Origin of the sequence: Candidatus Campylobacter infans (assembly GCF_013416015.1) — a bacterium.
GTDB lineage: Bacteria > Campylobacterota > Campylobacteria > Campylobacterales > Campylobacteraceae > Campylobacter > Campylobacter infans.
This window is the reverse complement of record NZ_CP049075.1, coordinates 1,631,525-1,652,260: the sequence shown is the minus strand read 5'-3', so window position 1 is coordinate 1,652,260 and position 20,736 is coordinate 1,631,525. Positions and strand designations below refer to the sequence as shown.

General features: G+C 36.2%; 23 protein-coding genes. 22 read left to right on the top strand and 1 reads right to left on the bottom strand.

The window, feature by feature from the left end:
- Window positions 1–3 precede the first annotated feature (3 nt).
- The 10 genes from CINF_RS08310 to CINF_RS08265 all read left to right on the top strand — a co-directional run bounded on the left by CINF_RS08310 (window position 4) and on the right by CINF_RS08265 (window position 8,252).
- Window positions 4–297, top strand: a complete 294-nt coding sequence (locus tag CINF_RS08310; protein ID WP_179975203.1) for a hypothetical protein — start codon at window positions 4–6, stop codon at window positions 295–297.
- Window positions 298–299: 2 nt separating this feature from the next.
- Window positions 300–1,529, top strand: a complete 1,230-nt coding sequence (locus CINF_RS08305; RefSeq protein ID WP_179975202.1) for a type IV secretion system protein — start codon at window positions 300–302, stop codon at window positions 1,527–1,529.
- A 54-nt stretch (window positions 1,530–1,583) separates the two neighbouring features.
- Window positions 1,584–1,799: a hypothetical protein gene (locus tag CINF_RS08300; RefSeq protein ID WP_179975201.1), complete on the top strand. Its 216-nt coding sequence runs from the start codon at window positions 1,584–1,586 to the stop codon at window positions 1,797–1,799.
- A gap of 48 nt (window positions 1,800–1,847) precedes the next feature.
- Window positions 1,848–3,806, top strand: coding sequence for a type IA DNA topoisomerase (locus CINF_RS08295; protein WP_179975200.1), 1,959 nt, complete (start codon window positions 1,848–1,850; stop codon window positions 3,804–3,806).
- Window positions 3,807–3,822: 16 nt separating this feature from the next.
- The gene (locus CINF_RS08290; protein ID WP_179975199.1) at window positions 3,823–4,860 is read left to right on the top strand and encodes an adenine-specific methyltransferase EcoRI family protein; all 1,038 of its coding nucleotides are present in this window, start codon (window positions 3,823–3,825) and stop codon (window positions 4,858–4,860) included.
- Between the two features lie 11 nt (window positions 4,861–4,871).
- On the top strand, window positions 4,872–5,378 hold the full coding sequence (gene ssb / locus CINF_RS08285) for a single-stranded DNA-binding protein (protein ID WP_179975198.1): 507 nt from the start codon (window positions 4,872–4,874) through the stop codon (window positions 5,376–5,378).
- Window positions 5,379–6,039: 661 nt separating this feature from the next.
- Window positions 6,040–6,273, top strand: coding sequence for a hypothetical protein (locus tag CINF_RS08280; protein ID WP_179975197.1), 234 nt, complete (start codon window positions 6,040–6,042; stop codon window positions 6,271–6,273).
- A gap of 52 nt (window positions 6,274–6,325) precedes the next feature.
- Window positions 6,326–6,682, top strand: a complete 357-nt coding sequence (locus tag CINF_RS08275; protein ID WP_179975196.1) for a hypothetical protein — start codon at window positions 6,326–6,328, stop codon at window positions 6,680–6,682.
- A gap of 87 nt (window positions 6,683–6,769) precedes the next feature.
- On the top strand, window positions 6,770–7,474 hold the full coding sequence (locus CINF_RS08270; RefSeq protein WP_179975195.1) for a nucleotide-binding protein: 705 nt from the start codon (window positions 6,770–6,772) through the stop codon (window positions 7,472–7,474).
- Between the two features lie 187 nt (window positions 7,475–7,661).
- Window positions 7,662–8,252, top strand: a complete 591-nt coding sequence (locus tag CINF_RS08265) for a hypothetical protein (RefSeq protein WP_179975194.1) — start codon at window positions 7,662–7,664, stop codon at window positions 8,250–8,252.
- A 64-nt stretch (window positions 8,253–8,316) separates the two neighbouring features.
- On the opposite strand, the gene CINF_RS08260 is transcribed toward CINF_RS08265, so the two are convergent.
- On the bottom strand, window positions 8,317–9,105 hold the full coding sequence (locus tag CINF_RS08260) for a replication initiation protein (protein WP_179975193.1): 789 nt from the start codon (window positions 9,103–9,105) through the stop codon (window positions 8,317–8,319).
- Window positions 9,106–9,278: 173 nt separating this feature from the next.
- Here CINF_RS08260 and accD point away from each other — a divergent pair, with 173 nt between their 5' ends.
- From accD to CINF_RS08200, 12 genes are all read left to right on the top strand, one after another.
- Complete coding sequence (gene accD / locus CINF_RS08255; RefSeq protein WP_179975192.1) at window positions 9,279–10,115, top strand: acetyl-CoA carboxylase, carboxyltransferase subunit beta; 837 nt, start codon at window positions 9,279–9,281, stop codon at window positions 10,113–10,115.
- A gap of 5 nt (window positions 10,116–10,120) precedes the next feature.
- Complete coding sequence (locus CINF_RS08250; protein WP_179975966.1) at window positions 10,121–10,603, top strand: 23S rRNA (pseudouridine(1915)-N(3))-methyltransferase RlmH; 483 nt, start codon at window positions 10,121–10,123, stop codon at window positions 10,601–10,603.
- Between the two features lie 9 nt (window positions 10,604–10,612).
- Window positions 10,613–11,617: a hypothetical protein gene (locus CINF_RS08245; RefSeq protein WP_179975191.1), complete on the top strand. Its 1,005-nt coding sequence runs from the start codon at window positions 10,613–10,615 to the stop codon at window positions 11,615–11,617.
- 34 nt (window positions 11,618–11,651) lie between these two features.
- Window positions 11,652–12,131, top strand: coding sequence for a transcription elongation factor GreA (gene greA, locus CINF_RS08240; RefSeq protein WP_275690507.1), 480 nt, complete (start codon window positions 11,652–11,654; stop codon window positions 12,129–12,131).
- 10 nt (window positions 12,132–12,141) lie between these two features.
- A complete protein-coding gene (argC, locus tag CINF_RS08235) occupies window positions 12,142–13,155 on the top strand; it encodes an N-acetyl-gamma-glutamyl-phosphate reductase (protein ID WP_178696016.1) in 1,014 nt (337 codons plus the stop codon).
- A 77-nt stretch (window positions 13,156–13,232) separates the two neighbouring features.
- Window positions 13,233–13,952: a UDP-2,3-diacylglucosamine diphosphatase gene (locus CINF_RS08230; RefSeq protein WP_179975190.1), complete on the top strand. Its 720-nt coding sequence runs from the start codon at window positions 13,233–13,235 to the stop codon at window positions 13,950–13,952.
- Window positions 13,945–14,919 (top strand): chemotaxis protein, encoded by a 975-nt coding sequence (locus tag CINF_RS08225; protein ID WP_178696012.1) that lies wholly within the window; start codon window positions 13,945–13,947, stop codon window positions 14,917–14,919. Before CINF_RS08230 ends, CINF_RS08225 begins: the two co-directional genes overlap by 8 nt.
- A complete protein-coding gene (locus tag CINF_RS08220; RefSeq protein WP_179975189.1) occupies window positions 14,919–17,249 on the top strand; it encodes a hybrid sensor histidine kinase/response regulator in 2,331 nt (776 codons plus the stop codon). Before CINF_RS08225 ends, CINF_RS08220 begins: the two co-directional genes overlap by 1 nt.
- 9 nt (window positions 17,250–17,258) lie before the next feature.
- The gene (locus tag CINF_RS08215) at window positions 17,259–17,753 is read left to right on the top strand and encodes a chemotaxis protein CheW (protein WP_178696008.1); all 495 of its coding nucleotides are present in this window, start codon (window positions 17,259–17,261) and stop codon (window positions 17,751–17,753) included.
- Between the two features lie 9 nt (window positions 17,754–17,762).
- Entirely contained in the window at window positions 17,763–18,389 is a 627-nt protein-coding gene (gene serB / locus CINF_RS08210; RefSeq protein WP_179975188.1) for a phosphoserine phosphatase SerB, read from the top strand.
- A 36-nt stretch (window positions 18,390–18,425) separates the two neighbouring features.
- Complete coding sequence (locus CINF_RS08205; protein WP_179975187.1) at window positions 18,426–19,499, top strand: transaldolase; 1,074 nt, start codon at window positions 18,426–18,428, stop codon at window positions 19,497–19,499.
- Between the two features lie 13 nt (window positions 19,500–19,512).
- Complete coding sequence (locus CINF_RS08200; protein WP_179975186.1) at window positions 19,513–20,673, top strand: type IV pilus twitching motility protein PilT; 1,161 nt, start codon at window positions 19,513–19,515, stop codon at window positions 20,671–20,673.
- The last annotated feature ends 63 nt before the right edge of the window (window positions 20,674–20,736 follow it).

The window sequence follows — 20,736 nt, the reverse complement described above, 5'->3', positions numbered from 1 at the left end:
GCAATGAAACAATGGGTAGATGGGGTGAAAGCCCCAAATTTAAAGGATTTTAAGTTAATGCTTTTTAATTTTTTAGAATTCTTAGGACTAGAATATAAGAACAAGCCAAAGAAAGTCGTAATAAACGACAAAGAAACACAAGAAACCGAGATAATAGATAGCGAGCAAACATACAAAATAGAAACAAAAGAGATTAAAAAAAGCGATAAAGAAGCAATAAGACAAATAATAGAAATAAAGCCAATAGGCAACGGCAAGGCACTAAGAGTAGTGACAAACCAAATGATAGGAAGATAAGCATGGCACAAACCGAACAAGTCTCAAAACAATTACTCACCGACAGCAACTGGATAAATAAAATTCAAAATGTGATGCAAGAAAATGTAATGAGCCTATTTGAAAAATTTTATAACGGAGCTCACGATTTAGTTTATAGCACAGCCAGCACGACAATCATAATGCTAATAGTCGTTTATTGGCTAATTCGCCAAATAAAAACTGGCTACCCAACATACGATGAAATATGGAAAGCTGGCAAATATGTGCTGATAGTTTGCGGAATTTTTGCAGTCCTTACTTCTTTTAATGTTTATACCGAATTTTTACATCTGCTAATGATACCAGAAAATATTATAACATCAGTCGTAAGCTCAATATTTCAAAGCCAAGACTTCGCAAGCATAGTAACCGAGTCAGCAAATAGAGTAGATAACATAAGAAGTCTAATGTGGAATTACGGTGTAAATTGGACTTTAAAATCATCGCAGTCATCGTTTCTAGGCTTTACATTCAACGACCCAGTAGACTACCTAGTAGCCTATGTGGGAACATTTTTTGTAATGCTACCATTTTGGATATTTTATGTAGTATTTTATATTCTACTAATCGGTATCACAATAGTGATATTTTTTAGCAAATTTATGGCGTTTTTACTCCTAAGCACCTTGCCATTGGTGCTTCCGTTTTTAATTTTTACAAGATTTATCCCATATTTGTGGAGCTGGTATAAACTATACCTATCATACTCCATCATCGCCCCTTTGGCATTTATCGCTTTAAATTTAGCAATGAATCCAACCATCGAAATGGAAAAATGGGCAAACCCAAACACGATAGGCGATTTATTTACTAAACAATTTGAATACCTAATTACTGGCACGATAACTTGCATCACCGCCATAGTCCTACTAAAACGCATCCCAAACTGGATAAACTCAGTGCTAGCCACGCAGATGGAAAGCGGAGCTGGCGGAATCGCTGGCGGAGCAATAGCTGGAGCGATAGCTGGCAAAACAATTGCTGGCGGAATTGCCAGCAAAGCAATGGGCAATAGTTTCATAGGCGGAGCAATGCGAGCATTTGGTAGCGCAACTGGCGGTAAAGCTGGAGCTCAAATCGCCAGCTCAACTGGCAAAGCAATAAGCAACACAGCAAAAGACATAGCAAGCGGAACAAAAGCACTAGGCAACGCAACTGCAAAGGCATATCAAGGTTTTTTACAATTTCGTGGCGGACATGCAGTGCCGTAAATTTTAAAAAGAAAGGATAAAAAATGAAAACAAACTTTTTCAAGGAAACAATTAATGAGGCAGAGCGAGATTGAAGAAACGCTTACAAGTATCAGCGTTGATGAACTTTTAAGCGAGATTGACAAAACAGATAGAAGTCTTAACATACACGAATTGTTAGAACTAGCAAAAAGCTTGCTAGAACGCAACAGCAAACATAAGATTTTTACAAACAATGATGTAGATTTCAAGTATATATATGACAACGATATATTCTTGCGATTTTATTAAACACTTGCGGGCAATCGCTCGCGCAAAATTTCAAAAAAAGGATAAACAATGCAAAACACGATAATAATCATAGAAAGCCCAAATAAATGCGACAAGATAGCCCACATCACTGGAGCAAAAGTCTATGCAACAAAAGGGCATTTTAAAGAGCTTACAAAGCAGATTGTGCAAGACTACGAAAGCTACGAGCCACAGCTAGAAATGAAAGAAAAAAGCAGTTATAACATGAATATGATTTTTAACGACTGCAAAGGCAAAGATGTAGTCATCGCAACCGACCCCGACCGAGAGGGATACGCAATCGGTTACATGGTATATGACACCATAAAAAACATCGCAAAAAGCGTAAAAAGGGCAGAATTCCACGAAATCACTGAAAACGGAATCAACAAAGGCTTGGCAAATGCCGTGCCCTTTTCAAGCTCAAATTTAAAAGAGTATGAAAGCTGGAAAGCAAGAGCAGTCGGCGACAAATTAGTCGGCTATATACTAAGCCCAAAATACATAAACAAGCTAAACGATAAAAACAATAGCGTAGGCAGAGTTCAAACGCCAGCACTTGGACTAATCGTAAAGCGAGAACTTGAAATAAAAGAGTTTAGCGACAACAAAGCAAACGCAAAAGTTGATTATAAAATCAAAGCAAAACTAAAAACCGCAAGCGGTGTAGAATTTACAGCCATAAATGACAATATATTCAGCGACAAAGGGGAAGCAGTAGCCAAAATCGCAGAGCTAAGCAGAGCGGTTGCCAAGCTTTACGCCCTAGACACCAAAGAGAGCCAGCAAAAACCACAAGCACCATACCGCACGAGCCAACTTCAAGAAGATGCGAATAAAAAGCTAGGCTTTTCAAGCGATAAAACTATGGGGCTGGCTCAAAAGCTCTTTGAAAAGGGCTTAATCACCTACCACCGCACCGATAGCAACACCATATCTGCAGAATTTATGGATGAAGTGAGGGCGAAATTTGGCTCAGCCGAATGGTATGAAAGAAAAGAGTACAAAGCTGGAAGCCAAAGCCAAGCAGAAGCACACGAAGCTATCCGCATAAGCCACATCCACGACTATAATGAAATAGAGCAAATCGCAGAGCGAGATAATCTGTCAAGCGATGAAAAAGCACTATATGAGCTGATATTCTTAAACTCAGTCCTAAGTCAAGCCAAGAACGCCATAAACGAAAACACTACCTACGACATCAGTATAAATGCCCTAATATTTAAAGCAAAGACCACAAAATGCATTTATAAGGGCTTTAAAGGGGCTTTAAAAGAGCAAGTAGATGATGAAGATGACAAAGACAAAGATACACAAGAAATAAGCCTAAATTTAAAGCAAGGCGATGAAATGCAAGTGCTAGGCTTTGAACTAGCAGATGTAAAGAAAACACCACCGCCACACTACAAAGAGAGCAACTTTATCTCCCTTTTAGAAAAAGCTGGAATTGGCAGACCAAGCACATACGCCACATTCTTGCCAAAACTGCTAGAAAGAAACTACATAGAAATCCAAACGAAAGGCAAAAAGCAAGACATCGTAGCCACAGCCAAAGGCTTGGCATTTATGCAAAGCATAAAAAGCGATGATGACTGGATAAGCAGTGCAGAATTTACCAAGCAAATGGAAGATGTGCTAGATGAAATAAGTGCTGGTAAAGTAGGATACCTAGACTTTATCAAGCCGCTACACGAAAAAATGGGCTTTAAAGAGTTAAGCAGTAATGACGGCGCACCAAAACCACCGACTGAAAAGCAAATGGAGTGGGCAAAGAGCCTAGCCAAGAATTTAAAAATAGATCTACCGCAAGGCTGGGATACCAACTGGAAAATCTGCTCAGAGTTCATAGACAAAAACAAAGCCAAAGACATCCGCCCGCCAAGCGAGAAACAGCTCACATGGGCAAAGAGCCTAGCACAGCAAAACAAAATTGAACTTCCAAAAAAAGCAGAAATCGATGCGAAAGAATGCTCAAAATTTATAGATAAATACATAAAAAATAGATAAAAAAAGAAATAAAAAAATGCAAGAAATTAGCCAAAATACAAATAACATAACACAAACACCGCCACAGCCTACCGGCAAAAATGCTGGTGGTTGGATGGCAGACAAAGAGAAAAAAACAAACATCTACTTTATGAAAGCAAAGTATGAAATAGATGATGAGTTTTATACAAGCTATGATGAGATAAGAATAGAGATGGAAGACTACAAATTGCACTTTAAAGACAAAGTGGTAGTCTGTCCTTGCAACGATGGCTTAAGAAGCAATTTTTACCGCTATTTTTTACTAAATTTTAAAGAGCTAGGATTAAAAAAGCTAATCACTACAACATTTAACATAAATGATCCAACCGTCAAAGGCACAAAAATAGAAATCACCGAAAATAAAGAAAGCCAAACCGAACTACAAGGTAGGGGCGACTTCCGTAGTGATGAAGTAAAAGAGATAATCGCCGGGGGCGACATTATAGTAACAAATCCGCCATTCTCGCTTTTTAGAGATTTAATCAAAATTTGCGAAGACCAAAAGAAGAAATTTTTAATCGTAGGCGGAACATACTCAATCACATATAAGGCGATATTTGAACTATATAAAAAGGGCAGAATTTGGCTAGGAAACCACCAAGTCTGCATATTTACACGCCCAAACGGCACGAAAAAACGCTTTTCAAATATTAGCTGGTTCACAAACCTAAAAAGCAACAAGCACATGAACGGAGTAAGGCTAACGCAAAAATACAAAGGAAACGAGCATAAATACCCTGAATACGACAACTACAAAATCATAGAGGTAACCAACTATAAAAACATACCAATAGACTATGATGGAATCATGGGTGTGCCTTTAACTTTTTTTTTAAGACACAATCCAGCTCAGTTTAATATTATTGGGTGCGACTTTGAAATTAAAGACCGCTACCCTGAGCTAGTAAAGCAAAATTATACCGAAAATAACACCAAATCAGCCGTACTAAACGGAAAAGAATTATTTACAAGGATAATCATTCAACGCGCAAGCAATCTAAGACCAAGACAAAAAGTAACAAACCAAATTTAAAGGAACAAAAAATGTTTAACAACGCAACTCTACTAGGTAATCTCACAAGAGATATAGAGCTACGCTATCTGCAAGATGGCACACCAAAAGCCACGAGTGCAATAGCCGTAAATAAGAGATATAGAGATAGAAATGGCCAACAACAAGAAAAAGTGATGTTTATAAATTTAAACTTTTGGGGTAAGACAGCAGAGATAGCAAACCAATACCTACGCAAAGGCTCAAGGCTTTTAATAGATGGCGAAATTGAACTGCAACAATGGCAAGACCAAAACGGACAATGGCACTCACGCCACGAAATCCAAGTAGAAAAAATGCAAATGCTAGACAGCAATCAAAATGCCCAACCAAGCACCAATCAAAATGTGCAAATGTCAGCACCGCAACAAGAGCCACAATCACAACAAGTAGAGCCAGTATCGCAATCTAGTCAAGAAACAATGCCAAGCAATGCAGCAGAGCAAAACGCCAACACAACAAGCGATGATGATAAAAGCCTATTTGAAACAGAGCAATGAAAAAAGGAAAGAAACTAGAACTCTTCAATAACCCAGCAAAGCGATTTGCGTGGGCTTTTTTAGCATTAAACATGCTAGGAGTTGTAATGAACGCCGTGCTGTATTACTTTAAAATTCCAAGCGGAATACACACGCTAATAGATGCTAATGCATTTTTTATCACAATCAACATTATATGTTACCTAGCATTTAATGTAATGCTTTATTTTATCATCAAAATGCACTTCATGCTGTCGCAGAGAAAAGGGTAAAAATAGGAAGAAACAAAGCAGTAGGCACTAGCCTACTGCACAAAACTAATTCGACAACAAAAAATCAAAAAAAAGATAATTTGCTATCAAACAAAATAGTAAAATAAATCTACATAAAACCTCATTAAAAACACAAACATATAGCAAAATTTTTAAAAACCAAGTAGCACCGCAAGCGGTGAGAGAATTTAAAAAGGGAGAAGAAAAAGCATTTTAAGACTTAAAAGGGGCTTAAAATTTATTTATATTTTTTATGTTTTTTTTCTCTTTTTTAATTTTTTTAATTTTTTATGTTAATTTAAATAGAATAACTTTTTTTATTTTAAAGATTTTATTATTTATTAAGTTAATTTTTGGTATAATCTATCACAAGAAAGGCAAAGATGTCTATTTTAAAAAAGGAGAAAAAAATGGAAAAAGATAAGATAGAACACGCGGTTGTTTATGCGTATAACTATCAAGCACATATAGGATATTTTGACACAGCAGAAGATGCCAAAAGAAAAGTATCTAATATGATGAGCCAGGTGCAAGTTTGGAAAATACAATTTTGCGAGAATATCAGTGCAACGCAAAACGATATTTACGAATTGCGCGACAGAGTGCAAAAAGTTTTAGATTTGCTAACAGTTATGCAAAAATAAGCGAGTAAAACAGCGCGGTAAATCCGCGAAATTTTAAAAGAAAGGATAAAAAATGAATATTGAAGAAATACTAGACACGCTACACAGCGCAAGCGATGAAATAAGCATACTAGAAGAAGAGCTAAATGCCAAAGCAAAAGACGAGTTAGCAGAGCTAATAGATAGAGATTATGAAATATCAGTAGATGTCAGTTATACACTATATAGCAGAGAATTCAGTATAACGCTTTACTATATAAAGCAAAGCATTAAAAGCAAATCGCGCTACTTAACGATAGATTGCGAGCTTGATAAGACTAAGATTGTGATATCGACAACAACAACAGACGCGCAAAAAATAAAAAAGCTCACTGAATTTTGCGAACGCCACATTTTAGGGGGATTTGATGACGAATTTGTTGAATACTAAAATTTGCGGGCAACCGCCCGCGCAAATTTTAAAAAAAAGAAATAACATGCATTATATGTATGCGTAGGTGAAAGAAAGGACACAACAATGATAGTATCGATCTGCAACGAAAAGGGCGGAAGCGGAAAATCCACTCTAGCAATCAACATAGCTATAGAGCAAGGCAGAGTAAGTGGTGAGCTGCCACTGCTCATAGACACCGACCCACAAAAATCGGTAGCATCGTTTCTAAATATCCGCAACGAAGTAGATGATGACACTAGTAAGCCAAGAGCATCTGCCAAGCTCTTTATTTACACCCACAAAGTGGGCGAATATTTAAAGGGTTTTTTAGCAGAAATGAGAGAAAAACAGCCAAACAAAAACATCATCATAGACACTGCTGGATGGGCGAGCCGTGAGATGTACATAGCTATAGGACTAAGCGACATGATCGCAATTCCAGCAGTCCCAGCCCAGTTAGATGTAAGTGTCCTTGATAAAATGGTAGATCGTGTCAAAATGGCAAAAGAGAAAAATCCAAATTTAAAAGCACTAATAGTAATCAGCAGAGCCAGTCCTAACCCCTTTTTACAAAAGAAAATAGAGAGTTTAAAGGCATTTGTAGAGTATATCAACGCAGAGCCAAGCGAGAGTGAGCAAGAGAGCTACATAAAACTGGCAAACACCATAATCTATGAGAGAGAAATCTACAAAATAGCTACGCAAATGGGCTTAGGCGTTGTAGAGATGCAAGATAGCAAAAACAAAGCAAAAGCAGAGATAGCTGGGTTATGTAAAGAAATTTTTTAAGAGAAAAACCAAAAACGCCGATGATTGATTTTTAATTTTTACTAGCGATTTACTAGCGAAAATTTAAAAATTATATTTTTTAAAATTTAGCGAAAAATTAAAAAATACATAATTTTATTTTTTATCATTTTATTATTTTTTAATGCTAAATAGGCTAAAATTTTATAAAATTTCAAAGGAAAGTGACATGGATTTTAAAAGAGCAAATAATTCAACCGCCAACCTGGATGAATATGCACAAGACATAGAGCTAAATGAGCCACAAAAAGCCAAGTATAAACTCGCTCGCACACCAAAAAGCAATAGGGTAGCCGTAGGTGTAAAATTTTCAAAAGAGCTAAGTGTAAATATACGCAAAAAATATCCAACATACACCCTCGCAAAATACATAGAAATGGCACTAACAACGCAAGTGCCACAAATAAAAGATGAAATTTTAATCACTATCTATGACAAAGCAAAATGGCATAACACAAGCATGAGCGAGTATGTAAGATTTAAAATGGGGCTAAAAGAAGCCCCACAACCAAACGACCCAAAGGATAAACAGCACATAAAAAATTACATCATATTTGTGACCGAAGAAAAAAAAGAAGCAATCCGCAAAAAAGCCGAGAGTCTAGACATAAGTGTCTTAACATACAGCGATGTTAAAATTTTAGCTACATATGAATTAAAAGATATATTCACATTTGATGAGCTGATGATGTTTAAAGCAGAAGCAAACAACTACGACCTAGAGCTAGATGAATACATAGCAATGCGAATAAGGGGGTAAAAAGCACGATGCGAAAATTTTAAAAAAAGCAATAAAAAAGATAAAAATTTAGTATAATGCGATTTCAACACAAAAATTTAAAAGAATAGCCTTGAATTTTTTTAGAGCCAGCAGAATAAACTGGCTCAAAAAGTATCTTTTCAAAATAAGTTTCGCCAAGCTCAGAAAGCGATGGAGTTAAAACACGCCGATCCAAATCAGTAGCATCGTAACCGCTAGGCACAGCCATAAGATTCTCAAAGTCGCTTCTATTAAAATTCACACACTTAAACCCATTTCTATCAGCCTTAATATTTTCATATTGGAGCAATAGCCTATATAAAATCTTGGCAAATTTGCCACGAATAGAAACAAATTTATTTAAGTCAATTTTCATAAATTTAAGAACGCCAAATAGAACATCAAGGGCATCGGTAGACATTTTGAATTTTAAAATTTGCTTGTTTCTAAAAGTATCAATTCTAATAAAAAATATACCGACAGATTTGTAAAAACCATCAGCGTTTGGAATGATACTTCGGTAAACCGCTGCACCATCTCTACCCAAAACCTTGTCAGCAAATAAATCTATCTGTTCATTAACACGAGTCTTATTCCAAGATTTATCAAAAAACCTAGTAAGCTCAGAATACGGCATCTCAATAAACTGGCGACTATCAGTATAACCTTGCTGTTTTACATACCAGCAAATAGTAAAAAAAATATCGTAATCAAACGCAGTAAAATTAACTGGAAATAAAATAGAATTCATTTTATTTTGAAACACAAGCGTGCCACTTTTTTTAGCTTTCGCAACTCTCTTTACTTTTAACACAAACTCACCTTTCTCAAAATAGAAAGACAAAAGGCTCATTTTTACTCCTTACAACCTAAAATTTAAGTTGCAAATAGTAAAATACTTTTAATGTGTTATGACTTAAAAGAATAAATTTTAAAATTTACTAAATAAAGCGCGCTTGCTCTAAGCAAGCAAGCCAAATAAAAGGTTTTTTTAGTATAATTGCGCCAAAATTTTTAAGGCCAAAAATGCTAGGTAATTTAATTAGTAAAATTCGCAAACCACAAAGCGCACCAAATGAAGCTCCAAGCCACTGGATTAAATGCCCAAGCTGTAATTCACTGATGTATTATAAAGAGGTGCATGCTTGTTTTAATGTATGCCCAAAATGCGCTTATCATATGCGAATAAGCGCAAAAGAGCGCGTGAAATTATTAGCCGATGTGAATACTTTTAAAGAATTTGATGAAAATTTACAACCAAACGATCCATTAAAATTTGTGGATAAAAAAAGCTATAAAAAACGCATAGATGAAAGCGTGGCAAAAACAGGGCGTTATAGCTCGGTGATTTCTGGGGAGTGTTGTATTGAAGAGCTAAAAGTTCAGCTTGTGGTTTTTGATTTTAGTTTTATGGGCGGTTCGCTTGGCTCGGTTGAGGGAGAAAAAATCACCCGCGCAGTAAAACGCGCCATATCTTATAAACAACCGCTAATAATAGTAAGCGCAAGTGGCGGAGCAAGAATGCAAGAGAGCAGTTTTTCTTTAATGCAAATGAGCAAAACTAGCGCAGCCTTACAGCTTTTAGCACAGGCTAAATTGCCTTATATTTCGGTGCTAACTGATCCTACGATGGGCGGTGTTTCGGCTAGTTTTGCGTGGCTTGGGGATATTATTATTGCTGAGCCTGGCGCGTTAATAGGCTTTGCAGGACAAAGGGTAATAGAACAAACCATTAAAGCGACCTTGCCACAAGGTTTTCAAAGGGCGGAGTTTTTATTAGAGCATGGATTAATTGATGCCATAGTTGAGCGTGGCGAGCAAAAAGCATATATAGCGCAAGTGCTAAGATTTTTACTAAAATAAAAATGATAGAAATAAATGTGTTTTCTTGCCAAAAAGCAAAAGATTTTGATGAGATTAAAGATTATATTAAAAATAGCCTGCCTTGGGCTAAGATTCAAAATATAAATAAATTTAACGCAAACATATCAAAATCCCAAGCCCTAAAAGCAAATTTTAAAAGTGAAAATAGCCAAGACGCATTAAAGCAAAATGCGCAAAAATCTTATGAAATTGCGTATTTGCCGTGTATAAGTGGCTATAATATCGCCCTTGATGAAAAGGGCATTATGCTAGATAGCAAAGGCTTTGCTAGTTTATTAGAAAATAAAAGCAGGGTTAATTTTTTCATAGGCGGAGCTTATGGATTTTCAAACGATTTTAAAACTAAGATGCAAAAAGTTATTAGTTTTTCGCCCTTAACAATGGCTCATAAAATCGCAAAACTTGTGCTTTTTGAGCAGATTTATCGCGCATTAAGCATAAATGCTAAGCACCCATATCACAAATAAAGGATAAAAATGCAAACAAAACTCTACACCTTATACGCTACTATTTACATCGCGCTTATGTGGATGATAGTTTTTAGCACTTATAGTGGCGAATACACAATTAAAATTTTAAAGCAAGAAATTACTTTTAGCGTGGCTACTTGGGTTGTTATACCGCTTGTGATTTTGGCTATTTTAAGTATTTTGCATATGATTTATCATAGTATGAAAAGCTTTTTTGATGCAAGAGCGCTTAAAAATGACTTAAATCTTTATAATGCTATGGCAAAAGAAGTATTTTTGGGCTTAGAAAGCAATAAAGAGTTTAAGACTAAATTTTTTGATAGTTCAGCTGAGGTTACTAAAAGCTTAAATCCGTGGATAAAAAGCACACAGCAAAAATTTAGCGATGATGAGTTAAATCTGGCTTATGAGGCTTTTATAAAGGTTAAAAATGGCCAAATAGCTGAGCTTAGACGATTTAGATTGCTCAAAAATAATCCTCTCTACATACAAAACGAAAAAAACAAAATTTTAGCCGATCACAAATACGCCATAAATGTGCTAAATGACAGCAGTGATTTAGATGAGGGCTTGAAAAAATGCGCGATAAAAGCGTTGATTGATTGTGGTAATTGCGAACAAATAAATAAATATATAAATGAGCTAGATTTTGAAAGTATTAAAATTTTAATTTCACGCTACGCAAATAAAGACTTAGAGCTAAAAGGCAACGAATTATTTAATATATTAAGCAAAAACGAACTTAGCGCAAACGAATATCTACAAATCGCTAAAATTTTAAAGAAAAAAATTGCGCCTGATTCTTTAATTGCTATATTTAAAGAATTAAAAAGCATTCAGCAAAACGCCACAGAAAGCTATTTGTATATACTTTATGATTTACAAATGATAGATGAATTGCGCTCAGCTCTTTTAGCTAGCGAAGGCGATGAATACCCGCGCATAGATGCCTTACTTTTCTTGCGCGAACACGGCAAAATGACAAAAGCAGATTTTATTTACAATTTATAAAAGCGCAAATTTTAATATAAACAAGGATAATTATATGGAGCAAATGACAATTTATGGCTATGAAAAATTAACAAATGAGCTAAAAAATCTTAAATTAGTAGAGCGACCTGAGGTGATAAAAGAGCTTGATATTGCGCGCTCTCACGGCGATTTAAAAGAAAACGCTGAATATCAAGCCGCCAGAGAACGCCAAAGATTTATAGATGGGCGCATAGCTGAACTTGGCAAGCTAATAAATGAAGCTGAGGTGATTGATCCATCAAGCTATGAGCATAATATAGTAAAATTTGGCTCAACCGTTAGCTATGAGGATTTAGACACTGGCAAAAGTGCTACATACACGATAGTTGGAGCCATAGAAAGCGATTTAGATAAAGGTTTAATTAGTGCAAATACACCGCTTGCTAAGCAACTAATGGGGCGTAAAATAGGCGATCAAATAGAGCTAAACTTGCCAAAAGGACAAGTTGAGATTGAAATAACTAATATTTGCTATAAAGCCATAAAATTTTAAAGGACGCAAAATGAGCATAAAAGTAGGGATTTTAGGCGTTGGCGGATATACTGGTTTAGAGCTTGTAAAATTAATCAAAAATCACCCAGAATTTGAGCTAAGCTACGCGGCCACGACCTCTAAAAATTCACTTTCAAATATTTTTACTCAGCTTAATGGCGTAATAGATTTAGATGTTAATGTGGTGAATGTAAGCGAGTTAAAAGAGCGCGCCGAGCTTGTATTTATGGCTATGCCACACACTCAAAGCATGAATTATATAAAAGAGTTACCACAAGATTTTAAAATTGTAGATCTTTCGGCTGATTATCGCATCAGCTTAGAAAATTACGAAGCGCATTATGCTCATCATATTGATATTTTAGGGCTTAAACGCGCTACTTATGGCTTGGTTGAGATTAACCGCCAAGCTATCGCAAACTCTACTTTAATCGCAAATCCGGGGTGTTATCCTACTTGCTCTTTGCTTGCGGCCTTGCCTTTTGCTAAATTTTTAAATCCAAAAGATGGATTAATCATCGATGCAAAAAGCGGTTTAAGCGGAGCTGGTAAAGCCTTAAAAGAAAGCTCGCATTTTGTAAGCGCAAATGAAAATTGCACGCCTTATAGCCCTTTTACACATCGCCATTCAATCGAAATTAAAGAGCATTTTGAAAAATCCACAAATGCTAGCTTTGATGTGCTTTTCGTTCCGCATTTGTTGCCATTAAATCGCGGTATGATAGCAAGTATTTATGCGAGCATAAAAGATGAATTTTGCGATATTGAGCCATTAGAAATTTTAAAGCAATTTTATAAAGATGATAAGTTTATTCGCATTTTAAACACCCCGCCTTGTATCAAAAATGTAGCAGGGACGCATTTTTGCGATATTTATGCCAAAAAAATGGGCAATAAACTTTGGGTTTGTTCTAGTATTGATAATTTATTGCGCGGGGCTAGCTCGCAAGCTATGGCAAATGCAAATATTCTTTGCGGGTTTGATGAAAACTTAGCATTGCCTGAGCTTGGCTGTGGCATTTAGCTGATTAAAATTTGCCATTTTAAAATTTGGCAAATTTTAAAGGCAGAATTTTAACTAAATGCTTTTAAGAAGTTTTGATGATTGAAATTTTACCTGATGCTATTTTTTTGAGTGATTCGCACGAAAATATCGATAAACGCGCATTTTTACGACTTTTAAAAGCTTTTAAAAGTCAAAAAGAACCCTTGCCAAGACAAATTTTTTTGCTTGGCGATATGTTTGATTTTTTAACCTTTACTACTTATTCAAAACAATTTTTTAGCGAATACATCACACTTTTAAACGAACTTGGCAAGGATTGTGAGATTTTTTATTTTGAGGGCAATCACGATTTTAATTTGGCTGGGATTTTGCCAAATGTGCGGGTTTTTGCGCTTAATGCTCAGCCTGCGCTTTTTAGTTTTAAGGGCTTGAAAGTAGCGATTGCTCATGGTGATATATTTTTGAGTTTTAAAGAAATGCTAGCGCTTAAAATTTTAAGGATCAAGCCACTTTTATGGGCGCTAAATTACATCGATACGGCGCTAAATTTTAAAATTTCAAAGAAAATTTTAAAATTTCAAAACCAAAAAAAGCTAGATTATAAAATTTCAAATTTCACAAATAAAATGATCCCAAGGCTACGCAAATATAACGCTGATGTGGTGATTGAGGGGCATTATCATCAAGGCATTAGCGCGCAGATTGAAAAAATATTTTATATAAACCTGCCTTGTTTTGCGTGCGAACAAAGTTTTTTTATGCTAGAATGCGCGGACTTTAAACTTAAAGTAACAAAAAGGAGCCTTAATGTTTGATGATAATGTCTTAAAAACGGGCTCAGGCGAGATGGAGCTTGTTGATTTTCGCATTTTTAAACGCGGAACAACTGAAAGCGATGTTTATGAAGGAATTTATGGGGTAAATGTCGCAAAGGTTAAAGAAATCATCAAGATGCCAAATTTGACTGAGTTGCCCGGCACACCTGATTATATAGAAGGTATTTTTGATTTGCGTGGTGTGGTGATCCCTGTTATCAACCTGGCGCGCTGGATGGGAATTGATCCGCCTAGTGAGAGGATTTTAAAACCGCGCGTTATTATTTCAGAATTTTCTAATATTTATATAGGTTTTATTGTCCATGAAGCAAAGCGCATTCGCCGAATAAATTGGAAAGATATCGAGCCAGCAAATTTTACAGGTGGCGGAGCAGGTGGCGGAGCCTTAGATAAAAGCAAAATCACCGGCGTAACGCGCATAGAAAATGATGATGTTTTATTGATACTTGATCTTGAGAGCATAGTTCAAGAACTTGGCATCTATCAACCTAAGCTAGATCTTGATATACAAGAAGTTTCGCGCTTAGATGGCTTTGCTCTTGTGCTTGATGATAGCATAACAGCCCGCCATTTAGTAAGCGATGCTCTAAGCAAAATGGGCTTAAAAGTAATAGAAGCAAAAGATGGAGTAGAAGGCTTTGAAAAGCTTAATGATTTATACGCTTTATATAAAGAAGATTTAGAAAATAACCTTAGAATAATTATTTCTGATGTAGAGATGCCACAAATGGACGGCTTTCATTTTGCAGCCAGAATGAAAGAAGATAAAAGATTTATCAATATTCCTATTATTTTTAATTCATCTATTAGTAATCAATTTAGTGAAATTCAAGGCAAAGAAGTTGGTGGAGATGGATATTTGACTAAATTTAATGCCACACAACTTTACAATGAAGTAATTCGCGTTTTAAATGAACGCAAAAAAGCCATTCAAGGAGGTGCTTAATGGACGACATGCAAGAATTATTAGAAGATTTTTTAGTTGAAGCATTTGAGTTAATTGAGCAAATCGATCACGATTTAGTTGAGCTTGAAGCAAATCCAGATGATTTAGAGCTATTAAATAGAATATTTCGCGTAGCGCATACGATTAAAGGTAGTTCTTCGTTTTTAAATTTTGATATTTTAACTGAACTTACGCATCATATGGAAGATGTGCTAAATAAAGCACGCCGTGGCGAGTTAAAAATAACGCCTGATATTATGGATGTGGTGCTAAAATCAGTAGATATGATGAAAAATTTGCTATTTAGCATAAGAGATAATGGCTCAGACACAGCAGCTGGCATAGATATAAATGAAATTTGTAAGCATTTAACGGCATTAAGCGAGGGCGAAGAGCTAAGTGCTAAGCCAGAGCCAGAACCTGTTTCTAACCAGGCACTTTCTACTGGTCCATCTGATGATGTAGATCCTAATACTCTAAGCGAAGAGCAAGTAGAATCAGAAATTGAGCGTTTATTAAAACTTCGCAAAGCAGAAGATGAAGCAAGACGCGCACAAAAAAATGCTGCCAAACCAGCGTCAGCCACACAAGCTACGCCAAAAAATGAACCTAGCCCAGCACCTGCTACGCCAAATCCTACCCCAGCAGCAAATAGCGAGGCTAGCAAAACAAGCCCTAACGCTCCCACAAAATCTAGTTCAAGCTCTATGGATCAAACAATTCGCGTAGAGGTTGCAAGGCTTGATTATTTAATGAATCTAGTAGGCGAGTTAGTTCTTAGCAAAAACCGCTTATTAACAATTTATAACGATGTAGAAGAGCGTTATGAGGGCGAGCAGTTTTTAGAAGAGCTAAATCATATAGTTTCATCGCTAAGCTTAGTAACTACTGATGTGCAATTAGCCGTGATGAAAACGCGTATGCAACCTATTGCTAAGGTATTTAATAAATTCCCGCGCGTGGTGCGTGATTTAGGGCGCGATTTAAATAAGCAAATTGATTTAGAAATTAGCGGTGAAGAAACCGAGCTTGATAAATCAATAGTAGAAGAAATAGGCGATCCGCTAACGCATATTATTCGTAATTCTTGCGATCACGGCATAGAAGAGCCAGCTTTAAGAGCAAAAGCTGGTAAAAATGAGCGTGGCAAAATACAATTAAAAGCTTATAATGAAGGCAATCACATAGTAGTAGAAATAGTAGATGATGGCAAGGGCATCGATGCTGATCTTATACGACAAAAAGCCGTTGAACGCGGGATAATCACTGAAAACGAAGCTGATATTATGACAGATAAAGAAGCTTTTGGCATTATATTTAGACCTGGTTTTTCAATGGCTCAAAAGCTTACAAATGTAAGCGGCCGTGGCGTGGGTATGGATGTTGTTAAAACAAATATAGAAAAACTTCACGGAATGATAGATATAGATAGTGAAGTAGGCAAAGGCACTACCATTAAGCTTAAAATTCCATTAACCCTAGCTATTATTCAATCGCTCTTAGTTGGCACACAAGAAGAAGTTTATGCCATACCATTAGCAAATGTAAGCGAAACCGTGCGCGTGCCAATTGATAATATCTACACAATCGAAGGCAAAAATGTGCTTAGATTAAGAGATGAGGTGCTAAGTTTAGTAAGACTTAGCGATCTTTTTGGTGTAAAACAAGTGCTTGAAAGTGGAGATCAAACCTATGTGGTTGTTATAAATGTGGCTGAGACTAAATTAGGCATAATTGTAGATAATTTAATTGGACAAGAAGAGATTGTTATTAAATCTTTGGGTAATTATCTAGCTGGAATAAATGGCATAGCAGGCGGGACTATACGAGGCGATGGACGCGTAACGCTGATTATTGATGTAGGCGTTATTATGGATATGGCAAAAGAAATAAAAGTAGATATAAGATCTAGCATAGAAAGCGAACAAAAATCATCAGCCAAAGAAAAACCAAGCGATTATTGCGTGCTAATAGTAGATGATTCTAAAATGGATAGAACCATTATGCAAAAATCTCTTAGCCCAACTGGCATAACACTAATGGAAGCAAAAGATGGCTTAGAGGCTTTAAATATCATTAAATCAGGCGATCATCAATTTGATGCTGTTTTAATCGATATAGAAATGCCAAAAATGGATGGCTACACCTTAGCTAGCGAAATACGCAAATACTCTAAATATCGAAATTTACCGCTAATTGCTGTAACAAGTAGAACAAGCAAAAGCGATCGTTTGCGTGGTGTAGAAGTAGGTATGACAGAGTATATAACAAAGCCATACTCAGCCGAATACTTAGAAAATGTCGTTCGCAAGAATATTAAGCTAGTATAAGGATAGAAAATGGATAAATTAAATGAAGTTTTGCGTAGGCAAAAACGCCAGGTTGAAAATCCCGCGCAAGTTGATGCTGATGAAGTAGAGCAATTAGTAGGCTTTATAGTAGGCGAAGAAGAATACGCTATTCCAATTCTTTATATTAAAGAAATTATTAAACCGATTGAATTTACACGCGTGCCTGGTGTGCCAGATTTTGTTTTGGGCGTGTTTAATATGCGCGGAAATGTAACACCTTTGATTGATTTGCGCGTGATGTTTGGGGTACAAAATCCTAAAATCACAGATACCACGCGTTATATAGTAATGGTTTATGAAGATAATGTGGCTGGTTTTGTTATAGATAGATTAACAGAGGCTATAAGAATGAAAAAAAGCAAAATCGATCCGCCACCTGAAACTTTATTACATGCTAAGGGTATGATAGCAGGCATTGGCAAGCGTGATAATAATATTCTTACTATTTTAAAAGCCGAAGGGCTATTAAAACGAGATTTTTAAGGTGTATGCTTGATTAGACTCTGTGTTTTTGATTTTGATAGCACCTTGATGGATGGCGAGACTATTTCGTTTTTGGCTAAGGCTGTGGGCAAAATGGATGAAGTTTCAGCCATTACTGCTCGCGCTATGGCCGGTGAGCTTGATTTTTATGAAAGCCTAAAAGAACGCGTAGCTTTTTTAAAAGGCATTGGCTTAAATGATGCTAAAAAAATCGTAGCAAATTTGCCTATGATGCCTGGCGCTGCTGAGATAATTTCGTATTTAAAAGCTCACGGGATTAAAGTAGTTGTTTTTTCAGGCGGTTTTCATATGGCCACAGATGCCGCTCAAGTTAGGCTTGGTTTTGATATAAATTTTGCAAATGAATTACACCACAAAAACGATATCTTAACCGGCCAAATTGGCGGTGAGATGATGTTTGGGGATTCAAAAGGAAAAATGCTTGCTAGATTGAAGCGTTTTTTAGGGCTTGATAGTAGCGAGGTAGCAACTATTGGCGATGGAGCAAATGATCTTTCTATGTTCAAAGAAGCAAGCACTTGTATAGCATTTTGTGCAAAAGAAATTTTAAAAAATGCGGCAACGCATATTATAGATCGCAAAGATTTGTGTGAAATTAAGAAAATTATATGCTAAAATTATGCGCTTGTTTTATGAGTTTAAAGGATTATAATGTATAAAGATACTAAATTTTCACTTTGGTGCGATTTTATAGAAAGAGATTTTATAAACGCTCAATTTAAGGATTTAATCGCTAAGGGCGTTATAAATGGAGCCACTAGCAATCCTGCCATTTTTAAATCAGCCCTTTTAACAAGCAAGGCATATAAAGAATCCATAAATAGATACATTAAGAAAAAAACCCCAAAAGAACTTTATGAAATTTTAGCCACACAAGATATAAAAGCCAGCGCATATAAGCTTTTGACAAATTACGCAAACGGCGATGATGGCTTTATAAGCATAGAAATAGATCCAAAGCTTTTTGATGATAGTGTAATGAGCCTAAAAGAAGGCAAAAAGCTGTTTAATAGCATAAAAATGCCAAATGTTATGATTAAATTGCCAGCTTGCGAGCGTAGTTATATAGCTATGAGCGAGCTAGTAAAAAAGGGCATAAATGTAAATGCTACCTTGGTGTTTAGCCAAGAGCAAGTTAAAAGTTGCTTGAACGCCTTTTTTAAAGGCTTAAAAGGCTATAAAAAACGCTATCCAAATGCGCCAGAGCCTGAATGCGTTATAAGCATTTTTGTTAGCCGTTTTGATAGAGCATTAAATGATAAATTAAAAGCAGCTGGCATTGAATGCGATAAATACGGCATTTACAACGCCACGCTAGCATATTATCAAATAGAAGAATGCGGGCTAAAAAATGTGCGCGCCCTATTTGCTAGCACGGGCGTAAAAGATGCTAGATTAGCAAAAGATTATTATATAGACGAGCTTTTATTTTCTCACAGCATAAACACAGCCCCACTTGATGCCATCAAAGCTTTTCAAGCACGCGATCATAAGCTTAAAAAGCCAGTCGATAAAGACACGATTTCAAAATTTTTCGTAGCTTGCCAGAATGCGGGCATTAAATACGAAAGCGTTTGTAAGGATTTATTTAATGAAGGAATTAGAAGCTTTAAAGAAGACTTTGACGATATCTTGGTTTCAATAAAAAATAACGAAATAGATGAAAATTTTAATACAAAAAGCGTTCAAATTTTAAATAAAACAGAACAAAAATCAAATAAATAGTTGAGGTAAGCACATGTCAGTTGATGTAAGCAAGCTTGATTTTAAGCTAAGAGATGAGTTAAATGGCTACTTAGAAGAGTTAATTAGTAGCCACGGGAGTGATTTGCATGTAAAGGCAAATTCAATAATTCGCAAGCGCGTTAATGGTGAGCTTTATCCAGTAGAAAATGCTAGATTTATAAGCACAGCCGAGGGATTAACTCTTGCAAAAGAGCTATTAAGAGGGCGTTTTGATGAATTGATAAGCAAAAAAAGCGTGGATTTTACTTATAAATTAAATGAAAATTTTAGGTTTCGTTCAAATATATTTTTTCAAATGGACGGCGTAAGCGCTGTGTTTCGTGTGATCCCTACGAAAATCCCGCCATTAGAGAGTCTTGGATTGCCTGAGAGTGTGAAAAATTTATGCGATCATGTTCATCGCGGTATGATACTAGTTACAGGCCCTACTGGTAGTGGTAAATCAACCACCTTAGCGAGTATGATTGATTATATAAACAATTGCCGAAAATCCCACATAATTACTATTGAAGATCCTATTGAGTTTATTCACGAAGATAGAGGTTGCGTTATAAACCAACGCAGCGTAGGGCAAGATACGCCAGATTTTGCTAGTGCTTTGCGTGCTGCCTTGCGTGAGGACCCAGATATTATATTAGTTGGTGAGATTCGCGACCTTGAAACACTAACCATTGCCTTAATGGCAGCAGAAACAGGCCACTTAGTGCTAGCTACTTTACACACCAAAGACGCGCAAGAAACAATAAATCGTATTTTGGGTATGTTTAAAGGCCCTGAGTTAGAGCATGCTAAGATGAGTTGCGCTGATGTTATACAAGGGGTTATATCTCAACGCTTATGTCGCAGAAAAGACGGCGGGCGCGTAGCAGCAGTAGAGATTATGCTTCAGAGTCCGCGCATTAAGCAGCTTATTTTGAAAAGTCGCCAAGATGAAATCGGTCAAGCCATCGTTGAAAGTGGTGAAAGTAGTGGTATGCAAACCTTTGACCGCGATTTATTGCGCTTATTTAACGAGGGCGTTATCACCAAAGAAAACGCTTTAATGGCATCAAGCAAACCAAATGATTTGGCTATATTGATCCAGCAAGCGCACGCTAAAATGACAGGCGTAGAAAACGAAAGAGATGTAATATCTCTAAAAGATGTAGATTAAAATTTTAATCTTTTAAGCGCCTTGTAAGCATTACTTGCTACAATTGCGCCCTTATTTTTACAC